This window comes from Bauldia sp., assembly GCA_037200845.1.
In the GTDB taxonomy this organism is placed as follows: domain Bacteria; phylum Pseudomonadota; class Alphaproteobacteria; order Rhizobiales; family Kaistiaceae; genus DASZQY01.
Map to the genome: position 1 here is coordinate 1,521,010 of JBBCGQ010000001.1, position 20,380 is coordinate 1,541,389.

At 67.2% G+C, this 20,380-nt stretch carries 21 protein-coding genes and 1 pseudogene; 12 read left to right on the forward strand and 10 right to left on the reverse strand.

Translation table 11 applies throughout. The annotated features are described in order from the left end of the window. Positions 1 to 219 precede the first annotated feature (219 nt). The 6 genes from WDM94_07360 (at position 220) to WDM94_07385 (ending at position 7,365) form a co-directional block, all read left to right on the forward strand. Positions 220 to 1,608 carry a 3-deoxy-7-phosphoheptulonate synthase class II gene (locus tag WDM94_07360; GenBank protein ID MEJ0012438.1) on the forward strand — a complete coding sequence of 463 codons (1,389 nt, stop codon included), beginning with the start codon at positions 220 to 222 and terminating at the stop codon, positions 1,606 to 1,608. Positions 1,609 to 1,794: 186 nt separating this feature from the next. Next, entirely contained in the window at positions 1,795 to 3,021 is a 1,227-nt protein-coding gene (locus tag WDM94_07365; GenBank protein MEJ0012439.1) for an NEW3 domain-containing protein, read from the forward strand. Further along, positions 3,018 to 3,971 carry an ABC transporter ATP-binding protein gene (locus tag WDM94_07370; GenBank protein ID MEJ0012440.1) on the forward strand — a complete coding sequence of 318 codons (954 nt, stop codon included), beginning with the start codon at positions 3,018 to 3,020 and terminating at the stop codon, positions 3,969 to 3,971. Before WDM94_07365 ends, WDM94_07370 begins: the two co-directional genes overlap by 4 nt. Continuing rightward, entirely contained in the window at positions 3,961 to 4,914 is a 954-nt protein-coding gene (locus WDM94_07375; GenBank protein ID MEJ0012441.1) for an ABC transporter permease subunit, read from the forward strand. The genes WDM94_07370 and WDM94_07375 overlap by 11 nt, the downstream gene beginning before the upstream one ends. 69 nt (positions 4,915 to 4,983) lie before the next feature. Further along, a complete protein-coding gene (locus WDM94_07380) occupies positions 4,984 to 5,661 on the forward strand; it encodes a dienelactone hydrolase family protein (GenBank protein MEJ0012442.1) in 678 nt (225 codons plus the stop codon). A gap of 36 nt (positions 5,662 to 5,697) precedes the next feature. After that, entirely contained in the window at positions 5,698 to 7,365 is a 1,668-nt protein-coding gene (locus WDM94_07385; protein MEJ0012443.1) for an NAD+ synthase, read from the forward strand. On the opposite strand, the gene WDM94_07390 is transcribed toward WDM94_07385, so the two are convergent. Both WDM94_07390 and WDM94_07395 read right to left on the reverse strand, forming a co-directional pair. Continuing rightward, complete coding sequence (locus tag WDM94_07390) at positions 7,362 to 7,577, reverse strand: CopG family antitoxin (GenBank protein MEJ0012444.1); 216 nt, start codon at positions 7,575 to 7,577, stop codon at positions 7,362 to 7,364. The genes WDM94_07385 and WDM94_07390 overlap by 4 nt on opposite strands. 31 nt (positions 7,578 to 7,608) lie before the next feature. Continuing rightward, on the reverse strand, positions 7,609 to 7,923 hold the full coding sequence (locus tag WDM94_07395; GenBank protein MEJ0012445.1) for a BrnT family toxin: 315 nt from the start codon (positions 7,921 to 7,923) through the stop codon (positions 7,609 to 7,611). Between the two features lie 44 nt (positions 7,924 to 7,967). Between WDM94_07395 and WDM94_07400 the strand changes: the two genes are divergently transcribed. Further along, positions 7,968 to 9,062, forward strand: a complete 1,095-nt coding sequence (locus tag WDM94_07400) for an AAA family ATPase (GenBank protein ID MEJ0012446.1) — start codon at positions 7,968 to 7,970, stop codon at positions 9,060 to 9,062. 226 nt (positions 9,063 to 9,288) lie between these two features. Here the strand turns inward: WDM94_07400 and WDM94_07405 are convergent, their stop codons facing one another. The 8 genes from WDM94_07405 to WDM94_07440 all read right to left on the reverse strand — a co-directional run bounded on the left by WDM94_07405 (position 9,289) and on the right by WDM94_07440 (position 16,438). Further along, complete coding sequence (locus tag WDM94_07405) at positions 9,289 to 10,014, reverse strand: L,D-transpeptidase (protein ID MEJ0012447.1); 726 nt, start codon at positions 10,012 to 10,014, stop codon at positions 9,289 to 9,291. Positions 10,015 to 10,098: 84 nt separating this feature from the next. Next, a complete protein-coding gene (locus tag WDM94_07410; GenBank protein MEJ0012448.1) occupies positions 10,099 to 11,148 on the reverse strand; it encodes a DUF2865 domain-containing protein in 1,050 nt (349 codons plus the stop codon). Positions 11,149 to 11,259: 111 nt separating this feature from the next. Beyond that, complete coding sequence (locus WDM94_07415) at positions 11,260 to 12,063, reverse strand: metal ABC transporter permease (protein MEJ0012449.1); 804 nt, start codon at positions 12,061 to 12,063, stop codon at positions 11,260 to 11,262. 133 nt (positions 12,064 to 12,196) lie between these two features. Further along, complete coding sequence (locus WDM94_07420; protein ID MEJ0012450.1) at positions 12,197 to 13,006, reverse strand: ATP-binding cassette domain-containing protein; 810 nt, start codon at positions 13,004 to 13,006, stop codon at positions 12,197 to 12,199. After that, a complete protein-coding gene (locus tag WDM94_07425) occupies positions 13,003 to 13,872 on the reverse strand; it encodes a zinc ABC transporter substrate-binding protein (GenBank protein MEJ0012451.1) in 870 nt (289 codons plus the stop codon). Before WDM94_07425 ends, WDM94_07420 begins: the two co-directional genes overlap by 4 nt. A gap of 284 nt (positions 13,873 to 14,156) precedes the next feature. Next, positions 14,157 to 14,852 carry a VIT1/CCC1 transporter family protein gene (locus WDM94_07430; protein MEJ0012452.1) on the reverse strand — a complete coding sequence of 232 codons (696 nt, stop codon included), beginning with the start codon at positions 14,850 to 14,852 and terminating at the stop codon, positions 14,157 to 14,159. A gap of 9 nt (positions 14,853 to 14,861) precedes the next feature. Beyond that, positions 14,862 to 16,094 carry a lytic murein transglycosylase gene (locus WDM94_07435; protein ID MEJ0012453.1) on the reverse strand — a complete coding sequence of 411 codons (1,233 nt, stop codon included), beginning with the start codon at positions 16,092 to 16,094 and terminating at the stop codon, positions 14,862 to 14,864. Further along, entirely contained in the window at positions 16,094 to 16,438 is a 345-nt protein-coding gene (locus WDM94_07440) for a hypothetical protein (GenBank protein MEJ0012454.1), read from the reverse strand. The genes WDM94_07435 and WDM94_07440 overlap by 1 nt, the downstream gene beginning before the upstream one ends. A 221-nt stretch (positions 16,439 to 16,659) precedes the next feature. Here WDM94_07440 and cysS point away from each other — a divergent pair, with 221 nt between their 5' ends. The 5 genes and pseudogenes from cysS to WDM94_07465 all read left to right on the forward strand — a co-directional run bounded on the left by cysS (position 16,660) and on the right by WDM94_07465 (position 20,277). Further along, positions 16,660 to 18,135, forward strand: coding sequence for a cysteine--tRNA ligase (cysS, locus tag WDM94_07445; protein MEJ0012455.1), 1,476 nt, complete (start codon positions 16,660 to 16,662; stop codon positions 18,133 to 18,135). 327 nt (positions 18,136 to 18,462) lie between these two features. Then, positions 18,463 to 18,837, forward strand: a pseudogene (locus WDM94_07450) (VOC family protein). Positions 18,838 to 18,911: 74 nt separating this feature from the next. After that, positions 18,912 to 19,301: a VOC family protein gene (locus tag WDM94_07455; protein ID MEJ0012456.1), complete on the forward strand. Its 390-nt coding sequence runs from the start codon at positions 18,912 to 18,914 to the stop codon at positions 19,299 to 19,301. Positions 19,302 to 19,312: 11 nt separating this feature from the next. After that, entirely contained in the window at positions 19,313 to 19,792 is a 480-nt protein-coding gene (locus WDM94_07460) for a GFA family protein (GenBank protein ID MEJ0012457.1), read from the forward strand. Next, positions 19,789 to 20,277 (forward strand): GFA family protein, encoded by a 489-nt coding sequence (locus WDM94_07465; protein ID MEJ0012458.1) that lies wholly within the window; start codon positions 19,789 to 19,791, stop codon positions 20,275 to 20,277. The genes WDM94_07460 and WDM94_07465 overlap by 4 nt, the downstream gene beginning before the upstream one ends. The last annotated feature ends 103 nt before the right edge of the window (positions 20,278 to 20,380 follow it).

Below are 20,380 nucleotides of genomic sequence, written 5' to 3' on the forward strand. Positions count from 1 at the left end.
GCGCAAGCGGAGAGGGCGGCACCCCTCCCCAAACCGCCTTCGGCGGTTTGACCCTCCCGCAAGGGGAGGGTTCAAGGGGAGCGCGGGTCAACCAACGCGTAACCCTCCCCTTGCGGGAGGGCCAAAATCGCGCAGCGATTTTGGGGAGGGGTGCCGAACTGGCATCCCGTTGCGCGTTCAGTATATAACCCGCCCAAATTTCGCTGATGGAACCGCATCATGGCCTCGCGTTGGACCCCCGATAGCTGGCGGCAGAAGCCGATCGAGCAGGCGCCGAAATATCCGGACGCCGCCAAACTTGCCGCCGTCGAGGCGACGTTGGCCGGCTTCCCGCCGCTGGTCTTTGCCGGCGAGGCGCGCAAGCTGAAGAAGGCGCTGGCGAGCGTCGCGGCCGGCGAGTCGTTCCTGCTCCAGGGCGGCGATTGCGCCGAGAGCTTCGCCGAGCACTCCGCCGACAACATCCGCGACTTCTTCCGCGTCTTCCTGCAGATGGCGGTGGTGATGACCTTCGCCGGCGCCTTGCCGGTGGTGAAGGTCGGCCGCGTCGCCGGCCAGTTCGCCAAGCCACGCTCTTCCGACATGGAGGCGCAGAACGGCGTCGAGCTACCGTCCTATCGCGGCGACATTGTCAACGACATCGCCTTCACGCCGGAAGCCCGTATTCCCGATCCCGAGCGCCAGCTCCAGGCCTATCGTCAGTCGGCGGCGACGCTGAACCTCATCCGCGCCTTCGCCACCGGCGGCTACGCCAACCTCGAGAACGCGCACCGCTGGATGCTGGGCTTCGTCAAGGACAGCCCGCAGGCCGGCCGCTACGAGGAACTCGCCAACCGCATCACCGAGGCGCTCGACTTCATGCGCGCCTGCGGCATCGATCCGGAGTCGCACCCGGAAATGCGGACGACCGATTTCTACACCAGCCACGAGGCGCTGCTGCTGGGCTTCGAACAGGCCATGACGCGCATCGATTCGACCACCGGCGACTGGTACGCGACCTCGGGCCACATGGTCTGGATCGGCGACCGCACGCGCCAGATCGACCACGCCCATATCGAATACGCGCGCGGCATCAAGAATCCGATCGGCCTCAAGTGTGGTCCTTCGCTCTCCGGCGACGACCTGATCCGCCTGATCGATGTGCTGAACCCGGACGACGAGCCCGGCCGCCTGACGCTCATCTGCCGCTTCGGCTCCGACAAGGCCGCCGACGCGTTGCCCAAGCTGGTGCGCGCCGTGAAGCGCGAAGGGCGCAACATCGTCTGGTCGTGCGACCCGATGCACGGCAATACGATCAAGGCCGCCAACAGCTACAAGACGCGGCCCTTCGACCGCATCATGGGCGAGATCCGCACCTTCTTCGCCGTCCACGCCGCCGAGAGCACGACGCCCGGCGGCATCCATCTCGAGATGACCGGCAAGGACGTGACCGAGTGCACCGGCGGCGCCCGCGCCATCACCGAGATGGACCTCTCCGACCGCTACCACACCTACTGCGACCCGCGCCTCAACGCCGAGCAGGCGATCGAGGCTGCGTTCCTGGTCGCCGAGTTGCTCAAGCAGACCCGCATCGCGAACAGCGGCCGCAAGGCGCTCGTCGCCAACGCCTGAGGCATGCTGAGACGGCGTAGGACGCGGATTGTTACCAACGTTTAATCCACGCAATGGTTGACTCGGCCGGAGTCCCGCCACAATCAGAACCAAGTTTTCAGCCGCTTTTCGGGGGGAGAAGCCGACTGCCGATCGGCGGCAGGTGACTCTCCCCTCGCGATGGACTTGTCCCAAGGGGAAATGACCATGCTTCGTGCACGCACGCTTCTCGTCGCCGCCGCTCTCGCGGCGCTGGCCTTCGCGCCCGGCGCGTTTGCGCAGTCGGTGGATACGACCACGACCACCGCACCGGCCGCCGCGCCGCTGCCGCCCGCCTCCGGTCCCGCGCTGCAGGGCCTGTGGCTCACGACGTCGTTCCCGCTCCGCGTCGTTCGCGTCGGCGATCCCCTCAACCTCGATCTCACGCTCCAGAACCGCGGCCTGCCGCCGACCCGCGTCGAACTCTCCGTCGCCAACCTGCCGGCCGGCTGGGGCCGCGAGATCGACGGCGGCGGCAGCGTCATCGGCGCCGCGATGGTCAGCCCGGATTCCACTCAGCCCCTGACGCTGAAGCTGGTGCCGTCCGCCGACACCAAGACGAACACGCCATACGACCTGCAGGTCATCGGCAAGACCGACACCGGCACGCTGACCTTGCCGATCCAGGTCGTGTTCCTCGAAGCCAAGCCCGACGCCGTGACGGTCGTCCCGAAACTGCCGGCGCTCCGCGGTACGCCGACCTCGGCCTTCGACTTCGACGTCGATGTGAAGAATGATTCCGCTGCCGACCAGACCTTCAACCTCGTCGCCGATGGCCCCGCGGGCTTCCAGGTCACCTTCGCCGAGCAGTACGGCACCCAGCAGCTCACCAGCATTCCGATCAAGGCCGGCGAGACCAAGAGCCTGAAGGTCAGCGTCAAGCTGCCTCAGGATATCGCCGCCGGGCAGTATCAGGTGGCCGTGCAGGCCGCGAGCCCGAAGGCGCAGGCCGCCACGCCGCTCGTCCTCGACGTCACCGGCCAGCCGACCTTCGACCTCAACGCGCCGGAAGGGCGCCTGTCCGGCAACGCCACCGCCGGCAAGGAGAGCACCTTCAAGCTGACGCTGCACAACTCCGGCACGGCGCCCGCCGCCGACGTCAAGTTCAACGCCACCGCGCCGACCGGCTGGAAGGTCGAGTTCGAGCCGAAGGAGCTGGCGACCATCGACGCCGGCCAGGACGTCGATCTGTCGATCAACATGACGCCGCCGGACAACGCCATCGCCGGCGACTACATGGTCGCCATCTCGGCCTCGGGCGGCGGCGCCTACCAGTCGACCAGCTACCGCGTCACCGTGCTGACCTCGACGCTCTGGGGCGTCGCCGGCCTCGGCATCATCGGTGCGGCGGTCATCGTGCTCGCCGCCGCGGTCACCCGGTACGGCCGTCGATGAGCGCCGTCGTCATCGAGACGGCGGGGCTGACCAAGCGCTACGGCAAGTCGGTCGCCGTCGATGGCATCGACCTCCAGGTCGAGGCCGGCGAGGTGTTCGGCCTGCTCGGGCCGAACGGCTCGGGCAAGACGACGACCATCCTGATGCTGCTCGGCCTGACCGAACCGTCGGGCGGCACCGTCAAGGTCGTCGGCTTCGATCCGCTGCGCAATCCGCTCGAGGTCAAGCGCCGCGTCGGTTACCTGCCGGACTCGGTCGGCTTCTACGACAACCTGTCGGCGCGCGAGAATCTCGCCTATTCGGCCCGCCTCGCGGGCATCGAGTCGGGCGAGGCGAAGAAGCGCATCGAGGCGGGGCTCGCCCGCGTCGGCCTTGCCGACGTCGCCAACCGCCGCACCAACACCTACTCGCACGGCATGCGCCAGCGCCTCGGCCTCGCCGAGGTGCTGCTCAAGGAGCCGCAGATCGCGATCCTCGACGAGCCGACCAACGGCCTCGACCCGCAGGCGACGCAGGAGCTGCTGACGCTGATCGGCGAGTTGCGCCGCGACGGCATCACCATCCTGCTCTCCTCGCATCTTCTCGGCCTCGTCGAGACGATCTGCGATCGCGTCGCGTTGTTTCGCAAAGGCAAGATCGGCCTCATCGGCAAGGTCGGCGACCTCGCCCGCCAGGTGCTCGGCGGCGACTTCATCGTCGAGGTCGAAGCCGAGGGCATCGACCTCCGCCAGACGCTCGCCGGCGTCGAGGGCATCGGCGGCGTTACCGCGATGACCGGCGCCGTCTCGCGCGTCGACGCCGACCGCGACCTGCGGCCGGAGATCGCGCGCCGCGTCATCGGTGCCGGCGGCCAGCTCCGCAACATGGCGCTCCGCCGCGCCGGGCTGGACGAGGTCTACGTGCGCTATTTCGAGCAGGCGGCGAGTGAGGGAGTGGCCAATGCGGCGTGAAGGCTCGCCCTTTACCGGGCTCGCGACGGTCGCCCTCAAGGAGGCCGCCGATCACCTGACCAGCATCCGCATGCATCTCGTCATGCTGCTCGTGCTGCTCACCGCCGGCGGCGCCATCTACGGCGCCATCGGCCAGATCAAGAATACGACGGCGCAGGATCAGTTCCTGTTCCTCCGCCTGTTCACCACGGCGCAGGACCCGCTGCCCTCGTTCGTCGCCTTCCTCGGCTTCCTGCTGCCGCTGGTCGCCATCGCGCTCGCCTTCGACGCGATCAACGGCGAATATAGCCGCCGCACCATGAGCCGCATCCTGGCACAGCCGATCTATCGCGACGCGGTGCTCACCGGAAAGTTCCTCGGCGGCATCATCGTGCTGGCCATCTGCCTGATCACGCTGTGGCTGCTGATGACCGGCCTCGGCATCCTCTTCCTCGGCCTGCCGCCGAGCGGCGAGGAAGTACTGCGCGGCCTGAGCTTCCTGTTCGTGTCGCTGGTCTACTCGGGCGTCTGGCTGGCGGTGGCGCTGCTTTTCTCGACGCTGTTCCGTTCCCCGGCGACATCGGCGCTGGCCGCGCTGACGCTGTGGCTGCTGTTCTCGATCTTCTGGTCGATGATCACGCCGCTCGTCGCCAACGCCTTCGCGCCGGTGAACCTGCTCGATCAGGCCTCGCAGATCGCCAACCTGACGCTTGACGGCAACGTCTCGCGCCTGTCGCCGAATACCCTTTACGGTGAGATGACGCTCGGCCTGCTCAACCCGAACACGCGCACCTTCGGTGTCATCTTCCTAAGCCAGTTGAAGGGCGCGGTGCTGGGTTCGCCGCTGCCGTTCTCGCAAAGCGCGCTGCTCATCTGGCCGCAACTTGCCGGATTGGTCGCGACGATGCTGGTGGTGTTCACCATCGCCTACGTCACTTTCCAGCGACAGGAGATACGCGCCTAGCCGCGGCGACGGTGCCTCTTCCGGCATCTGTCCCATGGTCGTAGCATCCCGAAAAACAGGGAGACGACCATGGGCACGATGATCAAGCTGAAGGCGTCCGACGGCTTTACGCTGGGCGCGTACGAGGCGAAGCCGGCGGGGAAGGCGAGGGGCGGCCTCGTCGTCATCCAGGAAATCTTCGGCGTCAACGCGCACATCCAGCACGTCTGCGACGGCTACGCCGCCGACGGCTACCGCGTGCTCTCGCCGGCGATCTTCGACCGTGCCGAGCGCGATGCGCAGCTCAGCTACGACAAGCCCGACATCGACAAGGGCGTCGCGCTCCGCGCCAAAATTCCGCTGGAAGAAACGATCCTCGACATCGCCGCCGCAGTCGATGCGCTGAAGGGCGAGGGCAAGGTCGCGATCGTCGGCTACTGCTACGGCGGCTCGCTCGCCTGGATCGGCGGCGCCCGCGTACCGGGCCTCTCCGCCGCGATCGGGTATTACGGCGGCATGGTGTCGAAGCACCTCGACGAGCGGCCGCCGTGCCCGGTGATGCTGCACTACGGCGAGAAGGACCAGGGCATCCCGCTATCCGACGTCGAGAAGATTCGCGCGGCGACCGATCCGAAGAAGGTGCAGGTCTTCACCTACCCGGCCGCCGGCCACGCCTTCAACCGCGAAGGCAACCACGCCTACGAGGCCGCCAGCGCCAGGCTCGCCCGCGCGCGGACGCTGGAGCTATTGGCCGAGGCCGTTGGCTGATTTGCCCGGCCACGCGCCGCGCGCTACACCGCGCGCATGGCACTGACCGACACCATCAAGATCGCCGTCGCCCAGCTCGATTCGACCGTCGGCGACATCGACGGCAACCTCAGGAAGGCCCGCGCCGCGCGCGCCGAGGCCGCTGCCGCCGGCGCCGATCTGCTCGTGCTGTCCGAGCTGTTCATCGCCGGCTACCCGCCCGAGGATCTGGTGCTGAAGCCGGCGTTCCAGGATGCCTGCAAGCGCGCGGTCGAGACGCTGGCGCTCGATACCGCCGATGGCGGCCCCGGCATCGTCGTCGGCTCTCCGTGGCCGCAGGACGGCAAGGTCTACAACGCGGTGGCGCTGCTCGACGGCGGCAAGATCGAAGGCATCCGCTTCAAGGTCGAGCTGCCCAACTACGGCGTCTTCGACGAGCTCCGGGTCTTTGCCGTTGGACCGCTCCCCGGTCCGGTCGGCTTCCGCGGCCTGCGCCTCGGCCTGCCGATCTGCGAGGACATCTGGTTCGAGCAAGTACCGGAATGCTTGGCTGAAACCGGCGCCGAGATACTGATCAGCCCGAACGGCTCGCCCTACTGGCAGGGTAAGGAGGACGTCCGTCATCAGGTGGCGCTCGCCCGCATCGTCGAGACCGGGCTGCCGCTGATCTACGTCAACCAGTGCGGCGGCCAGGACGAGCTGGTCTTCGATGGCGGCTCCTTCGGCTTCCACGGCGACCGCACGCTGGCCTTCCAGATGCCGCAGCTCGAGGCCGGCATCGCGGTCACCACGTGGCAGAAAACCGGTGGCAAATGGCGCTGCACCGACGGGCCGAAAGCGCCGGTTCCCGACATCGACGAAGCCAACTGGCGCGCCTGCGTCATGGGCCTGCGCGACTACGTCAACAAGAACGGCTTCCCCGGCGTCGTCCTCGGCCTCTCAGGCGGCATCGACTCCGCGGTGGTTGCCGCAATGGCCGTCGATGCGCTCGGCAAGGATCGCGTCCACTGCGTGATGCTGCCCTATCGCTACACCTCGAACGAGAGTCTCAGCGACGCCCAGACGATCGCCGAGACGCTCGGCGTCCGCTACGACATCGTGCCGATCGAGTCCCCGGTGGAAGGCTTCACCAAGGCGCTCGGCCCGATCTTCGCCGGCACGAAGGCCGACATCACGGAAGAGAATCTCCAGTCGCGCGCCCGCGGCACCATCCTGATGGCGATCTCCAATAAGATGGGCTCGATGGTCGTCACCACCGGCAACAAGTCCGAGATGTCGGTCGGCTACGCCACGCTCTACGGCGACATGAACGGCGGCTTCAATCCGGTGAAGGACCTGTACAAGACCGAGGTCTACGACCTCGCCCGCTGGCGCAATATGCATCAGCCGAAGGATGCGCTAGGGCCGGCCGGCCGCATCATTCCGGAGAACGTCATCACCCGCCCCCCGACGGCGGAACTCCGCCCCAACCAGACCGACCAGGACTCGCTGCCGCCCTATGAGGTGCTCGACGATATCCTGGAGTGCCTGGTCGAAGGCGAAATGCGCATCGCCGAGGTCGTTACCCGCGGCCACGACGAAGCGACGGTGCGCAAGGTCGAGCGGCTGCTCTACCTCGCCGAATACAAGCGCCGCCAGGCCGCGCCCGGAGTGAAGATCACGCGCCGAAACTTCGGCCGCGACCGGCGCTACCCGATCACGAACAAGTTCCGCGATCGCGGCTAGCCGGCCTTGCGCTTCGAACTCGCCGACAGGCCGAGCTCGATCATCTCGCGTGTATAGCGCTGGTAGGGAATGCCCTGTTTTTTCGCGCGCTCCTTCAGCGTCTTCACCAGCGTCTCCGGCAGGCGCATATTCACCCGCGCCGACTTAGGCTGGAACTCGAAGCGGACGACTTCGCCGCGCAGGTCGTATTCCGACAAGTCCGCAGTCGCCACGAATTCCTCGGCTTCGTCATCACTCTTGAAGCTAGGAATCTGCTTCAATATCCGGGTTCGCTTCTTCATAGTTTGAGGCCTCTTTGCGATGCATGTACCTTGCGCTGATCGGGCGGACGTAAGTTTCGCCCAGCCGCTTTCGCAATGTGAAGACAACGAAGACGTGGCGGCCGCTGTACGCCCGGCCGATGATGCGCTTTCGCTGCTCCGCCAGCGAATGAGCCAGATCGGGAATGATGACTGTGGGTGCTTCGAACACGCTCTCGATCTCGTCAATCGAGACGCCGTGTTTCGTGCACTTGTCACGATTGCCGTCATCCCAGTCGAAGCCGGCGAAAGCTTCCATTCGCGCAATGTACATTTGTACATACAAACGTCAACCTTGATCTGATGCAGTGGTCGCCGCAACAGGACGCCGCGCTGAAGGCCGTGGCGGAGTGGCTGAAGGCCGGCGAGCCGCAGGTGTTCCGCCTGTTCGGCTATGCCGGCACCGGCAAGACGACGCTGGCGCGGCACATCGCCGAGAGCGCCGACGGCGGCGTCGCCTATGCCGCCTACACCGGCAAGGCGGCGCACGTGATGCGCAACAAGGGCTGCGTCGGCGCCTCCACCATCCACAGCCTGATCTATCGCTCGCGCGGCGAGGACGAGAACGGGCCGACGTTCGCGCTGAATAACGACAGCGAAGCCGGCAAGGTCGGGCTGATCATCATCGACGAATGCTCCATGGTCGACGAGCCGCTCGCCGTCGATCTGCTGTCGTTCGGCCGGCCGGTGCTGGTGCTGGGCGACCCGGCGCAACTCCCGCCGGTCGCCGGCGGCGGCTACTTCACCTCCGCCGAGCCGGATGTGATGCTGACCGAGGTGCATCGCCAGGCGGCCGAGAATCCGATCATCCGCATGTCGATGGTGATCCGCGAGGGCGGCAAGCTGGAGGAGGGATCCTACGGCGGCAGCCGCGTCGTCGGCCGCGACGACATCGAGCAGGAGGATGTGCTGGCGGCCGATCAGGTGCTGGTCGGGAGGAACAACACCCGCCGCGCCTACAACGGCCGCATCCGCGCGCTGATGGAGAAGACCGGCCCCGTGCCGGTCGCCGGCGACGTCCTCGTGTGCCTGCGCAACAACCGGAAGCGCGGCCTGCTCAACGGCAGTCTGTGGGCGGTCGACAAGGTGCGCAAGCCGCGCAAGGGCCTGCTGCGCTACACGCTCACGCCGGAGGAAGAGGAGTCCGGCAAGGACAAGGCGGTGGTGTCTATCAACCCGGCCTTCTTCGACGGCACCGCGGACGCGCTGCCGTTTGCCGAGCGCCGCCGCTCCGACGAGTTCGATTTCGGCTACGTCCTGACGGTCCACAAGGCGCAGGGCTCGCAGTGGGACGACATCGTGCTGTTCGATGAAAGCTTCGCCTTCCGGGAGCACCGGGCGCGGTGGCTCTACACCGGCATCACGCGGGCGGCGTCACGGATAACGGTAGTGCGGTGATCGATCCTCCGCGCGTCTCCGAACCCAAGCGCCCCTCGCCCTCTTTCTCTAGGCTCGATTGCCTGCCAAGAGAGAGCCCTGTCCCACAAGGGGCGAGCGGACCAACGGGCAGCGCGGCATAGTCCCCTCTCCTCTTGTGGGAGAGGGCTTCGGCTCTTGTGAGCGGAGCGAACTAGAGGCGAAGGGTGAGGGGGCTGTCGCCTTCGCGGGGAAGGCGGATCGTGCGCTAAATCTTCGACGCCGGCAGCGGCTTGCCGAAAATCTCCGTGACGAGATTGGGCTCCGCCGGCCTCTCGCTCGGGTCCGGCAACACCACAACCTTCGTTCCGGTCGGCACGCGCTCGTAGAGATCGATGATGTCCTGGTTGAACAGGCGCACGCAGCCCGAGGAAGCCGCCGTGCCGATGCTCGACGGGTCGGTGGTGCCGTGCAGGCGATAGAGCGTGTCGACGTTGCCCTGCCAGAGATAGAGCGCGCGGGCGCCGAGCGGATTGCGCGGGCCGCCGTCCTGTCCGTCGGCGACCGGCTTCAGGCGCGGGTCGCGCGCGACCATCTCCTTCGGCGGAAACCACTTCGGCCAGTGCTGCTTGTCCTTGATCACGGCGGTGCCCGACCAGGCAAATCCGTCGCGGCCGACGCCGATGCCGTAGCGCATCGACTTGCCGCCGGCGAGGATGAGGTAGAGGAAACGGTGCGCCGGATCGACGACGATCGTGCCTTCCTCGTTCGGGATCGACTCGGGCGTGTCGACCACCTGGCGCAGATACTGCGGGTCGATCCGCTTGATGTTGATCGCGTTGACCTTGAAGCCGTCGTCGACCGTCGCGCCGTACATGACCTTCGGCGGGTCGAGCACCGGCAGCGGCGCGGTCGTGTCGGTGCACCCGGCGAGCGCCGAAAGCGCCGCACCGGCGGCGAGCGAAAGGAAAGCTGCCCGGATCGTCCCGTTCATCGCTTCAAAGGCTCCGCAGATTCGACGGGTCTTTCTGGCAGACGCGGGCGCCGCGGGAAAGCCTTGAATTGCCGCAGCCCGGCCCTATTGGCCGTAATAGTAGGACGGACCGACGATCCTGATCTTCTTCGAGCCGTCCGCCGAGACCGTGGTCTGCGAATCGGTGGCATCGGACGGCACGATCGGCTTGGGAACAAAGCCGCCGGCGCGGTTGGCGATGGTCTCGGGGTCCTCGCCCAGCGCCGGCTTTAGGTTCGGCAGGGGAGCCGAGGCGGCGGCGGGCGCCGTCGCCATCGGGTCGAGCGTGCCGTTCGACGGGAATTCGGAGAATCCCTCGCTGCTTATCGATGCCACCGAGCCGCAGGTGCAGGCCTTGTCGTACGACGTGCGGAATTTGTAGGCATTCGGCAGCGACGTGTAGGGCTCGCCGGAGAGCGACACCATCTGGTCGGTGTCCTCGCCGGGATTGCGGTGGGTGTAGAGCACGGTCTCCGTGCCGGGGCACATCGCCTGGCAGGTCGATGCGTCGGCCTGGAACTGGCCGGGCACGGTAGAGAAGCTGATCGGGAAATAGAAGCCGTCGCAGGTGCGCACGCACAGCGTCCGGTAGGTGCCGAGGCCGGTGCCCTGCGAGAACGGCGCATTGTCGTCGAAGGTGCGCACGCGCGGGCCGAACAGGCTGGCGAACAGGCCGCCGGTCGGCGCCTGGAAGCTGTTGTCGTCGTTCGAGGCGTAGCTCGGGCCGCAGCGGTTCTGCGCCAGGCCCTGCAGCACGGCGCTGCGCTCGCGCGCGATGTTGTAGGGGTCGTTGTCGAACTGGCCGCGCTCGCTCGTCAGTCGTTGCAGGTTGGCCTGCATCTTGTTGAGGGTCGCCATCAGCTTGCCGCACTTGGCCTCGGGCGTCGGCTGGAAGATGAGGAAGCCGCCCATGCAGCCGGCGCGGCGCGCTTCGGCGGTGGCGCGGTCGATCTCGCTTTTCTGTTGGGCGATCGGCACGTCGTACTGGCGCGCGTTGCCGCCGTCGCCCTGCGCGCCGCGATCGAGCTGGATCAGCCGCGCCTCGAGATCGACGCAGACATTGCTCTGCGCCTCGGCGACCGTCGCCCCGGCCGCCAGCAAGGCGAAAGCCGCCACCGTCGCTCTGAATCGCAGAAGTCCCATCTCAGGCTCGCCATCCGGCGCTTTGCCGCGCCGGCCAAACGGACCCCCGCCCGCGTGGGAGTATGAGCGCGTCGCTGAATCGGGTCAATTCTGGCGGAAGCGCGCCATTGCCGCCGCCCCGGCATAGACCAGAGTCGATAGCGCCGCGATCCAGAACGACGTCGGCCAGTTCGTGTAAAACGCGATGACGATGCCCAGCCACGCCTGCGCCAGGGCGAGCAGCGCCGACAGCGCGATACCGAGGCCGAGGCGGCGGGTGAGAAGCTGGGCGGCGGCCGGCGGCCCGACCATCAGCGTGAACACCAGCAGCACGCCCACGATCTGGATCGACTGGGCGGTGGCGAGCGCGACCAGCGCCAGGAACAGCGTGCCGATCGCCCGTGCCGATACGCCCTTGGCTTCGGCCAGCTCCGGCTGGAGGGTGACGAACACCAGCGGCCGGCTGATCCAGCCGAGCGCCGCGAGCGTCACGATGCCGAGCAGCGCCAGCGTCGCCAGCATCGACGGCGTCACCGCCAGCACGTTGCCGAACAACAGCGTCGTCGCCGCGGTGGCGTGGCTGGTGGTGAGGCTCAGGAACAGGAGGCCGAAGCCCAGCGAGACCGACAGCACCATGCCGATGGTGACGTCGCGCCCGCTGACGCGCTCGCCGAGCAGGCCGATCCCGGTGCCGGCCGCGACGACGAAAACGATCAGGCCGGCGAGCGGCGACACGCCGATCAGCGCCGCGCCCGTCGCGCCAGCGAAGCCGATGTGGGAAAGGGCGTGGCCGGCGAAGGTCTGGCCGCGCAACACGAGGAAATAGCCGACGGTGCCGGCGACGACGGCGACGATGCCGGACGCCGCGAAGGCGCGTAGTACGAAGTCGTAGGTGAACAGGCTGCCCATCTACAACTCCGCCTTCCCCGCGAAAGCGGGGATCCAGGTGGGCAGGATGCGATCGCGACGCAAGCAACAGGCGGTGCCGCCTGTCCATGACCTGCGCCCCCGCCATCGCGGGGGAAGCGGGAAGCGCGCCGGCCTACGCATGATGATGATGGTCATGATCGTGGGCGTGCCCGCGCTCGATGTCCTGCCCCTTGGACATGACGAAGATATGCCCGCCGGCGCGCACGACCTCGATCGGCGCGCCGTAGAGCGGCGTCAGCACCTCCGGCGTGATGACGTCGTCGACGGTGCCGAGCGCCGCGTGCCCGCGGCCGAGGTAAAGCACGCGGTCGATGGCGCCCAGCAACTGGTTCAGCTCGTGCGCGCTGAACAGAACCGTCAGCTTCAGTTCGCGGGCGAGGTCGCGGACCAGCTCCACCACCACCTGCTGCTGGCGCGGATCGAGCCCGATCAGCGGCTCGTCGAGCAGCAGCAGCTTCGGATTGCCGATCAGCGCCTCGGCGATCAGCAGCCGTTGCCGCTCGCCGCCCGACATCGCCGACAGCGGCCGCTCGGCAAGCTCGCGGGCATGGACGACGTCGAGCACGCGATCGATGTCGCGCTGCGCCGCGCGCGAAGGGAAGGGTAGGCCGTAGCGGTGTCCGTCGATCGAGGCGGCGAGGAAATCGCGGCCGGCGAGCCGCACGGCCGGCGGCGTGGTGCGCACCTGCGGCAGGTAGCCGACCGCCGGATTGCCGCGCGTCGCCGGCTTGCCGAGGACGGTGATGCTTCCCTCGGTCGGCCGGTTGAGGCCGAGCAGCGCGCGGAACAGCGTCGTCTTGCCGGCCCCGTTGGCGCCGAGCACGCCGACGAATTCACCCTCCGCGACGGCAAGGCCGATCCGCGAGAGGACCGGCGCGCCGCCGACCGAAAGCGAAACGTTGTCGAGTTCGATGGCGTTCAAGATGCCGGCGCGCCGAGCGCTTTCGCCGTGGCGTCGAGTTCGCCGAGCATCCACTGCGTGAACGTCTGCCCCTCCGGCAGCGTCTCGGTGACACCGACCACCGGAACGCCCGCGGCCTTGGCTGTCTCGGAGAGATGCTGCGTCAGCGGATCCTCGACCTGCGAATTATAGAACAGCACCTTCACGCGGCCGTTCTTGATGTCGTCCTCCATCGAGGCGATCGCCGCCGCCGACGGTTCGGTCTCGTTCATGATTGCGGTCTGGAAGGCGTCGTTCTGCATCTTGAAGCCGAGCGCCTCGGCCATGTAGCCGAACACCGGCTCGGTCGCCGTCACCGGCGTGCCGGCAAACGCGGCGCGAAGCTGGTCGACCTTCTGCTGGATCGGCGCGAGCGAGGCGAGGTACTGGTCGCGGCGCGCGTCGTATCCGGCCTTGCCGGCGGGATCGAGCGCGCCGAGCGTATCGGCGATGGCGTCGGCCAGCGCCGGCATCGCCTTCGGGTCATACCAGACATGCGGGTTATCGCCGGGCTTGTGGCCGATGAGCGCGGCCACGTCGATGACCTTGCGCGTGTCGTTGGCGCTGGCATCGACCAGCCGGCCCATCCACGGGTCGTAGTCGGCGCCGTTGAGGATCACGACGCCGGCGTCGGCAACCGAGGTCGCGACCGACGGCGTCGGCTCGTAGTCGTGCGGGTCGGTGCCCTGCTGGACGATGACGCTGCTGACCTTGACGCCGTCGCCGCCGATGGCCGCCGCCGCCTCGCCGTAGAAATTCTCGGCGGCGACTATGGAAATGGGCTCCGCCGCGAGGGCAGGGAGCGCCGAAAGGGCGAGGAAAGCGAGTGCGGGAATGATGCGATGCATGTTGGCGGCCTGTCCGATGTGCCCCGAGCCGCAATGTTATAACATTACATTTCGTGGGAGTGAAAGGGCTGCGGATGCGGCGAAGCGTCCTCGGTCGCCGCGGAATGCCGTCACTACTCGCCGACGGAGAACCTTCGCCGGTCGGCGGCAGAATGCTTCCGGCGACAGCTTCACTCGTCACCCCGGCGAAAGCCGGGGTCCAGCGCGAGCCTCAAGCGTGCCGCGCCTGCTGCGCCGGATTCCGGCTTTCGCCGGATTGACGATGAGGGGAGGAGCGGCAGGTCCTAGCCGAACAACGACGCGAGATAGAACGCGGCACCCGCCGCCAATCCTCCGACCAGCAGCGTCTGCGCGCCTGACTTGATCATGTTCTGCCCGGTGAGCTGCCCCTTCACCCCGCCGAACACGACCAGCGCGACGCCCGTCAGCCCGATCGACCAGCCGAGCGCCACGCGTATCGCGTCGGTGAAAAAATACGGCGCCAGCGGGATGAGGCCGCCGACGATGTACGATACCGCGATGGTGGCGGCGCTGATCGGCGCGCGGCGCGGGTTCGGGCGTTCCAGTCCAAGCTCGAAGCGCATCATGAAATCCACCCAGCGCTTGCCGTCGGCGGCGATGGCGGCGACGACGTTCCGCAGCGGCTCGCCCTCCAGCCCGTACGCCCGAAAAATATCCTGCGTCTCCTCGATCTCGCGCTCGCGCAGCTCGCGGATCTCGCGATATTCGCGCGCCTCTTCGGTGGCGTAGTGCTCCTGGTCGGTGCGCGCCGCGAGATAGCCGCCGAGGCCCATGGCGATGGCGCCGGCCGCGACTTCGGCGAGGCCGGCGGTGACGATGATCTGCGTCGAGGCGACCGCGGCGGTGAGGCCGGCGGCGAGCGCGAAGGGCACCGTCAGGCCGTCGGCCATGCCGATGACGACGTCGCGGACGCTTTCGGAGCCGGCGAAATGGGATTCGGCGTGGGGTGTGGCGGGCATCTTCCGCTCCTACCGGATGTTCTTTACGTGGTTGGCGTCGGGAAAGCAGGTCTCGGCCTCGCCATGCTTCGCCTGCCAGAGGCCGATAGCAATGCGCGTCTTGAAGCCGACGAGGCCGTCGGCGTTGCCGACGTCGTAACCGTCGCGCACCAGCGCATCCTGCATGGCCTTGACGTCGCCGCGCTCGAACCCGCCGACCCTGCCCCACGGCGCGACGAAGGCCGCACCGACGCCCGCGATACGGTCGGCGAGGTTGCCGATGTAGAGGCCGTAGAGGTCGGAGTTGTTGTACCTCTTCAGCACGTAGAAATTCGGCGTGACGATGAACGCCGGGCCGAACCGGCCGGCCGGCATCAGCAACCCGACCGGCCTGTCGCCACGCGGCAGCGGCGCGCCATCGACCTGCGTAATGCCGAGCTTCGCCCACGCCGACATCGGCTTGAACTGTTCCGGCCCCTCGAGCGAGCACGCGACGCCTGCCGGCACTTTCGCTTCGAGGCCCCAGCCGCGCCCGCCCTCCCAGCCGTTGCCCGCGAGATAGCGGGCGATGGAGGCGAGCGTGTCGGGCACCGATTTCCAGATATCGCGATGCCCGTCGCCGTCGCCGTCCGCCGCGAATTTCAGGAACTGCGACGGCATGAACTGCGGCTGGCCGAGCGCGCCGGCCATCGACGAGCGCATGCCGGCAACGCCGATGTCGCCGTTTTCGAGGATGACGAGCGCCGCGATGAGCTCGGCGCGGAAGAAATCGGCGCGCCGGCCCATGAAGGCTTCCGTCGCGAGCGCGCGGACGGCGGGGCGGGGCAGGGCCTCCGCACCATATCCGGTCTCCTTCGCCCAGATCGCGAGCAGGATCGCGCGCGGCACGCCGTACTGCTTCTCGATTCCTCCCAGTGTGTCCTTCCACTGCTCCAGCCGCGCCTTGCCGACGGCGGCGAGCGACGCGAGATTCTTTTCGCCGAAATAGTTGCCGGGCGACCGGAACTCATTCTGCCACTCCACCGCCGGCGGCTTGGCCTCGGTGCCGGGCGGGATGAGATCGGGCATCGTCCAGTCGAGCGTAACGCCGGCGAACGCGCGGTCGAAGGTGGCGCGCGAGACTTTCGCCGCCTTTGCCTCGGGCCACGCGGTGGCGACGATCCAGTTCTGGAACTGCACCTCGACCGCCGCGCGATCCACGGCCGCATACGCGGGCAGCGCGAACAGCGCCGCGAGCAGGAAGGCGGCGAGGCGCGCCGCCATCAGAGGTCGCCCGTCAGGATGAGAGAGACGAGCAACAGCGCGCAGTACGCGCCCCACAAAAAGATGCCGAGCGCCGGCAGCGCCAGCACGGCAACGGCGACGCGGATGGCATTGCTGGCTTCCCTGCGGATCAGCCGCCAGGCCGGCAGCAGCACCAGCGCCAGCGCCAGCGGCACGGCGATGATGACCACGATGTAGAAGCCGATCGCATCGTCGGGCAGGGTGAGGCCGACGAGCAGCACCCACATCAGCGGCGTCAGCACCGCGGCGACCACGAAGTTCGGCCAGAACTTCCGGATGCCGGGATCGAGGAATCGCTGCTGGTCGGTGCGGTATTCGCTCATCACGCCGAAGATGGCCGCTAAGGATCAATTCACGCAAGCCAATGTCGAAATCTTGACCTTTGTCGCCAAATCGGCGATTGGGGTGCCCATGACGGCACGTCGCACGATTTGTATCTCGGCGAACATTATTACCGGCTAGCAACGCGCTGGCTGAGGCCGTCCTCTCTTTGCCCATCTGAAGACGAGACGATCGCCCGGCCGGCGGGCGAGGGATTTTGTCTATGGGCCTCAGGCTCCACAACACGCTGACACGGACGAAGCAGGACTTCGTCCCGATCGATGCTGCCAACGTGCGCATGTACGTCTGCGGCCCGACGGTCTACGACTTCGCCCACATCGGCAACGCCCGGCCGCTGATCGTCTTCGACGTGCTGTTCCGTCTGCTCCGCCATCTCTATGGCGAGAAGCACGTCACTTACGTCCGCAACATCACGGACGTGGACGACAAGATCAACGCGCGCGCGGCGGAGGAATATCCGCGGCTGCCGCTGAACGACGCCATCCGGCAGGTGACGGAGAAGACCACGGCGCAGTTCCACGCCGACGTCGACGCGCTGGGCTGCCTGCGCCCGACGCACGAGCCGCGCGCCACCGACTACGTCGAGCGCGAGAGGGCGCCGACCGACATGCTGCGCCTCATCGCCGACCTCATCGCCAACGGCCACGCCTACGCCGCCGAGGGCCACGTCCTGTTCGACGTGCCCTCGATGCCCGACTACGGCAAGCTCTCCAACCGCACGCTCGATGACATGATCGCCGGCGCCCGCGTCGAGGTCGCGCCCTACAAGCGCGACCCGATGGATTTTGTCTTGTGGAAGCCGTCGAAGCCGGGCGAGCCGGCATGGTCGTCGCCATGGGGCATGGGCCGCCCGGGCTGGCACATCGAGTGCTCGGCGATGGCCGGCGCACTGCTCGGCGACACCTTCGACATCCACGGCGGCGGTATCGATCTGATCTTCCCGCACCACGAAAACGAGATCGCGCAATCGCGCTGCGCCCACGGCACCGACGTGATGGCCAACTACTGGCTGCACAACGGCTTCCTCCAGGTGGAGGGAGAGAAGATGTCGAAGAGCACGGGGAATTTTGTGACGATCCATGACCTTCTGCAAACGAAGGCTTTTGGAGGACGAGCGTGGACCGGTCCCACAGTGCGTCTCGCGATGATGACCACGCATTATACGAAGCCGATCGACTGGACTTTTGAAAGGTCGCTTGAGATGGAGGACCGCCTCGACGACTGGATGCGTCTCACTGAATATGTCGACCCAAGTGCAAACCCGCCAAAACCTTCAGCAGAGTTGGTGGCCGCGCTATGTGACGACCTGAACACCTCGGCCGCGCTGAAGCATCTCTTTAGTCTTGCCTCGAAAGCGAGCCGGCTCTCCGCCGATACTATTGGTTCGGCCACTGCCGAGGCAGCGACGGCAGCCGCTCAGTTGCTTGCAGACTGTCAGTTTGTGGGATTGGACCTCGACGCACATCAACAGCAGTTGAAGGCTATCAGCAGCGTTAACGTTGGCAGATCGGAGCAAATCAAATTGCTCGTCGACGCCCGCAAGACGGCGCGCGCCGCGAAAAACTTCGCCGAGGCCGATCGCATCCGCAAGGAACTCGACGCGATGGGCATCGTCCTGAAAGACTCGAAGGACCCCAACTCCGGCGAACTCGTAACGACGTGGGAGGTGAAGCGGTGAGCCCGCATCCCCACGCTGTCGTCCCCGCGCAGGCGGGGACTCAGTACCCGCCGACGCATCGACGCGTACTGGATGCCCGCCTGCGCGGGCATGACACCGAGGGACGACCTGACGCTCGCGCCGCGTCGCGCCCGCTTCGCGGCAACACCGCGCTCGCCTCCCCGCCGCCTGTGAACGCCAACACACTCCTGCCACCGCCGGTCACCACCGCACTTGTACCCATGCCCGCTGTCTTGTTGTGTGGGCATGAGGCGCGAGGGCCACGGCACAGCCGGGTTGGGACGCCAGAGTCCGGTGCAACGGGAGAGTGAGATGGCTCAGGGTCCGGTGATCGATCACGTCGGCTGGCAGGTGAGCGACTACGACCGCAGCGTGAAGTTCTACACGGCGGCGTTGAAGCCGCTCGGCTGGAAGAGGCTGCGCGAGTTCAAGTGGGACGGCGGCAGCACGGCCGGCTACGGCACCGGCGGCAAGCCCTTCCTGTGGATCTCCACCGGCGGCAAGACCGCGCCGCACGTCCACTTCGCGTTCGGGTCGGAGTCGCGCGCGTCGGTCGACGCCTTCTACAAGGCGGCGATGAAAGCGGGCGGGCGCGACAACGGCGAGCCGGGTCTGAGACCGGAGTATCACGAGAATTACTACGCCGCCTTCGTGCTCGACCCCGACGGCCACAACATCGAGGCCGTGACGCACACGCCCGAGGCGGCGAAGAAGGCGGCGGCGACGAAAAAAGCAGCGCCGGCAAAGAAGGTCGCCGTAAAAAAGACGAAACCCAAATGAGCGGCATCGACCACACCGGCCTCAGCGTCTCCGACTACGCGGCGGCGCGCCGCTTCTACGACGCTGCGCTGAAGCCGCTCGGCATTTCGATGCGCACGGAGTTCCCGAAGGCGCAGACGGGCGACTTCGACGTGGCGCTCTACGGCACCGCCGCGGGCTCGATCTTCGTCATCGGCGGCGGCGGCAAGGCGACGCCGCACATCCACGTCGCCTTCAAAGCGGACACGCACGCCGAGGTCGATGCCTTTTACGCCGCGGCGATGGCCGCAGGCGGCAGGGACAACGGCCCGCCCGGCATCCGCGCGCACTACAATCCGAATTACTACGCCGCCTTCGTGTTCGATCCCGACGGCAACAATATCGAAGCGGTCTGCCGCAAGGCGTGAGGAGCGGAGCCATGAGCGAGATGCAGGAACTGACCGGCGGGTGCCAGTGCGGCGCCGTGCGCTTCCGCGTCGGCCGCCTCGGGCGCGGCTCGCTCTGCCATTGCCGCATGTGCCAGAAGCAGTTCGGGCATTTCTATGCGCCGTTCGTCACCAGCTTCGAGGTGACGTGGACGCGCGGCGAGCCGAAGTGGTTCCAGAGCTCCAATCTCGCCCGCCGCGGCTTCTGTGCCGATTGTGGCACGCCGATGGTCTACCAGGAGATCGACGGCAACTACGAGCTCGCCATCGGTTCGTTCGACAATCCCGTGCTGGCCGCGCCGGTGCTGCAGGTGAACCCGGGCAACAAGCAGCCGTTTACCGACACGCTGCACAAGCTGTCGACGCGCCTGCCGGGCGACAGCCCGAAGCAGGACGCCTTCAACGCGCGCGTCATCAGCAACCAGCACCCGGACCACGACACCGCGGTGTGGCCGCCGGAGGCGCGGCCATGAGGCAATACGCGATCGAGGCGAGCGGCGGCTGCCAGTGCGGCGCGGTGCGCTATCACATCACCGCGGCGATGGACAACGCCCACATCTGCCACTGCCGCATGTGCCAGAAGGCGGTCGGAAATTTTTTCGCGGCTCTGGTCGGCGTGCCGAAGGATGCGCTGACCTGGACGCGCGGCGAGCCGACGACCTTCCGCAGCTCGGCCAACGTCGAGCGCGGCTTCTGCGCCCATTGCGGCACGCCGCTGTTCTACAACGCCGTCGACAGCAAGCGCATCGCGCTGACTATCGGCTCGTTCGATCGTCCCGCGCTCTTCCCGCCCCATGCGCAGGACGGCATCGAGGGTCGCTTGCCGTATTTCAACGCGCTCCACGAAATCGAGACACAGACGACGACCGAGCAGGAGTCGGAGGCGTGGGCCGCCGCCATCAAGGCAAGCAGCAACCAGCATCCAGACCACGACACGACAGCGTGGGTGACGAAATGAACAGGTGCCTCCTCGCACTGTCGTCCCCGCGCAGGCGGGGACCCAGTAAACGTTGCACCTTCGGTGTGTGCTGGATGCCCGCCTTCGCGGGCACGACCACAGA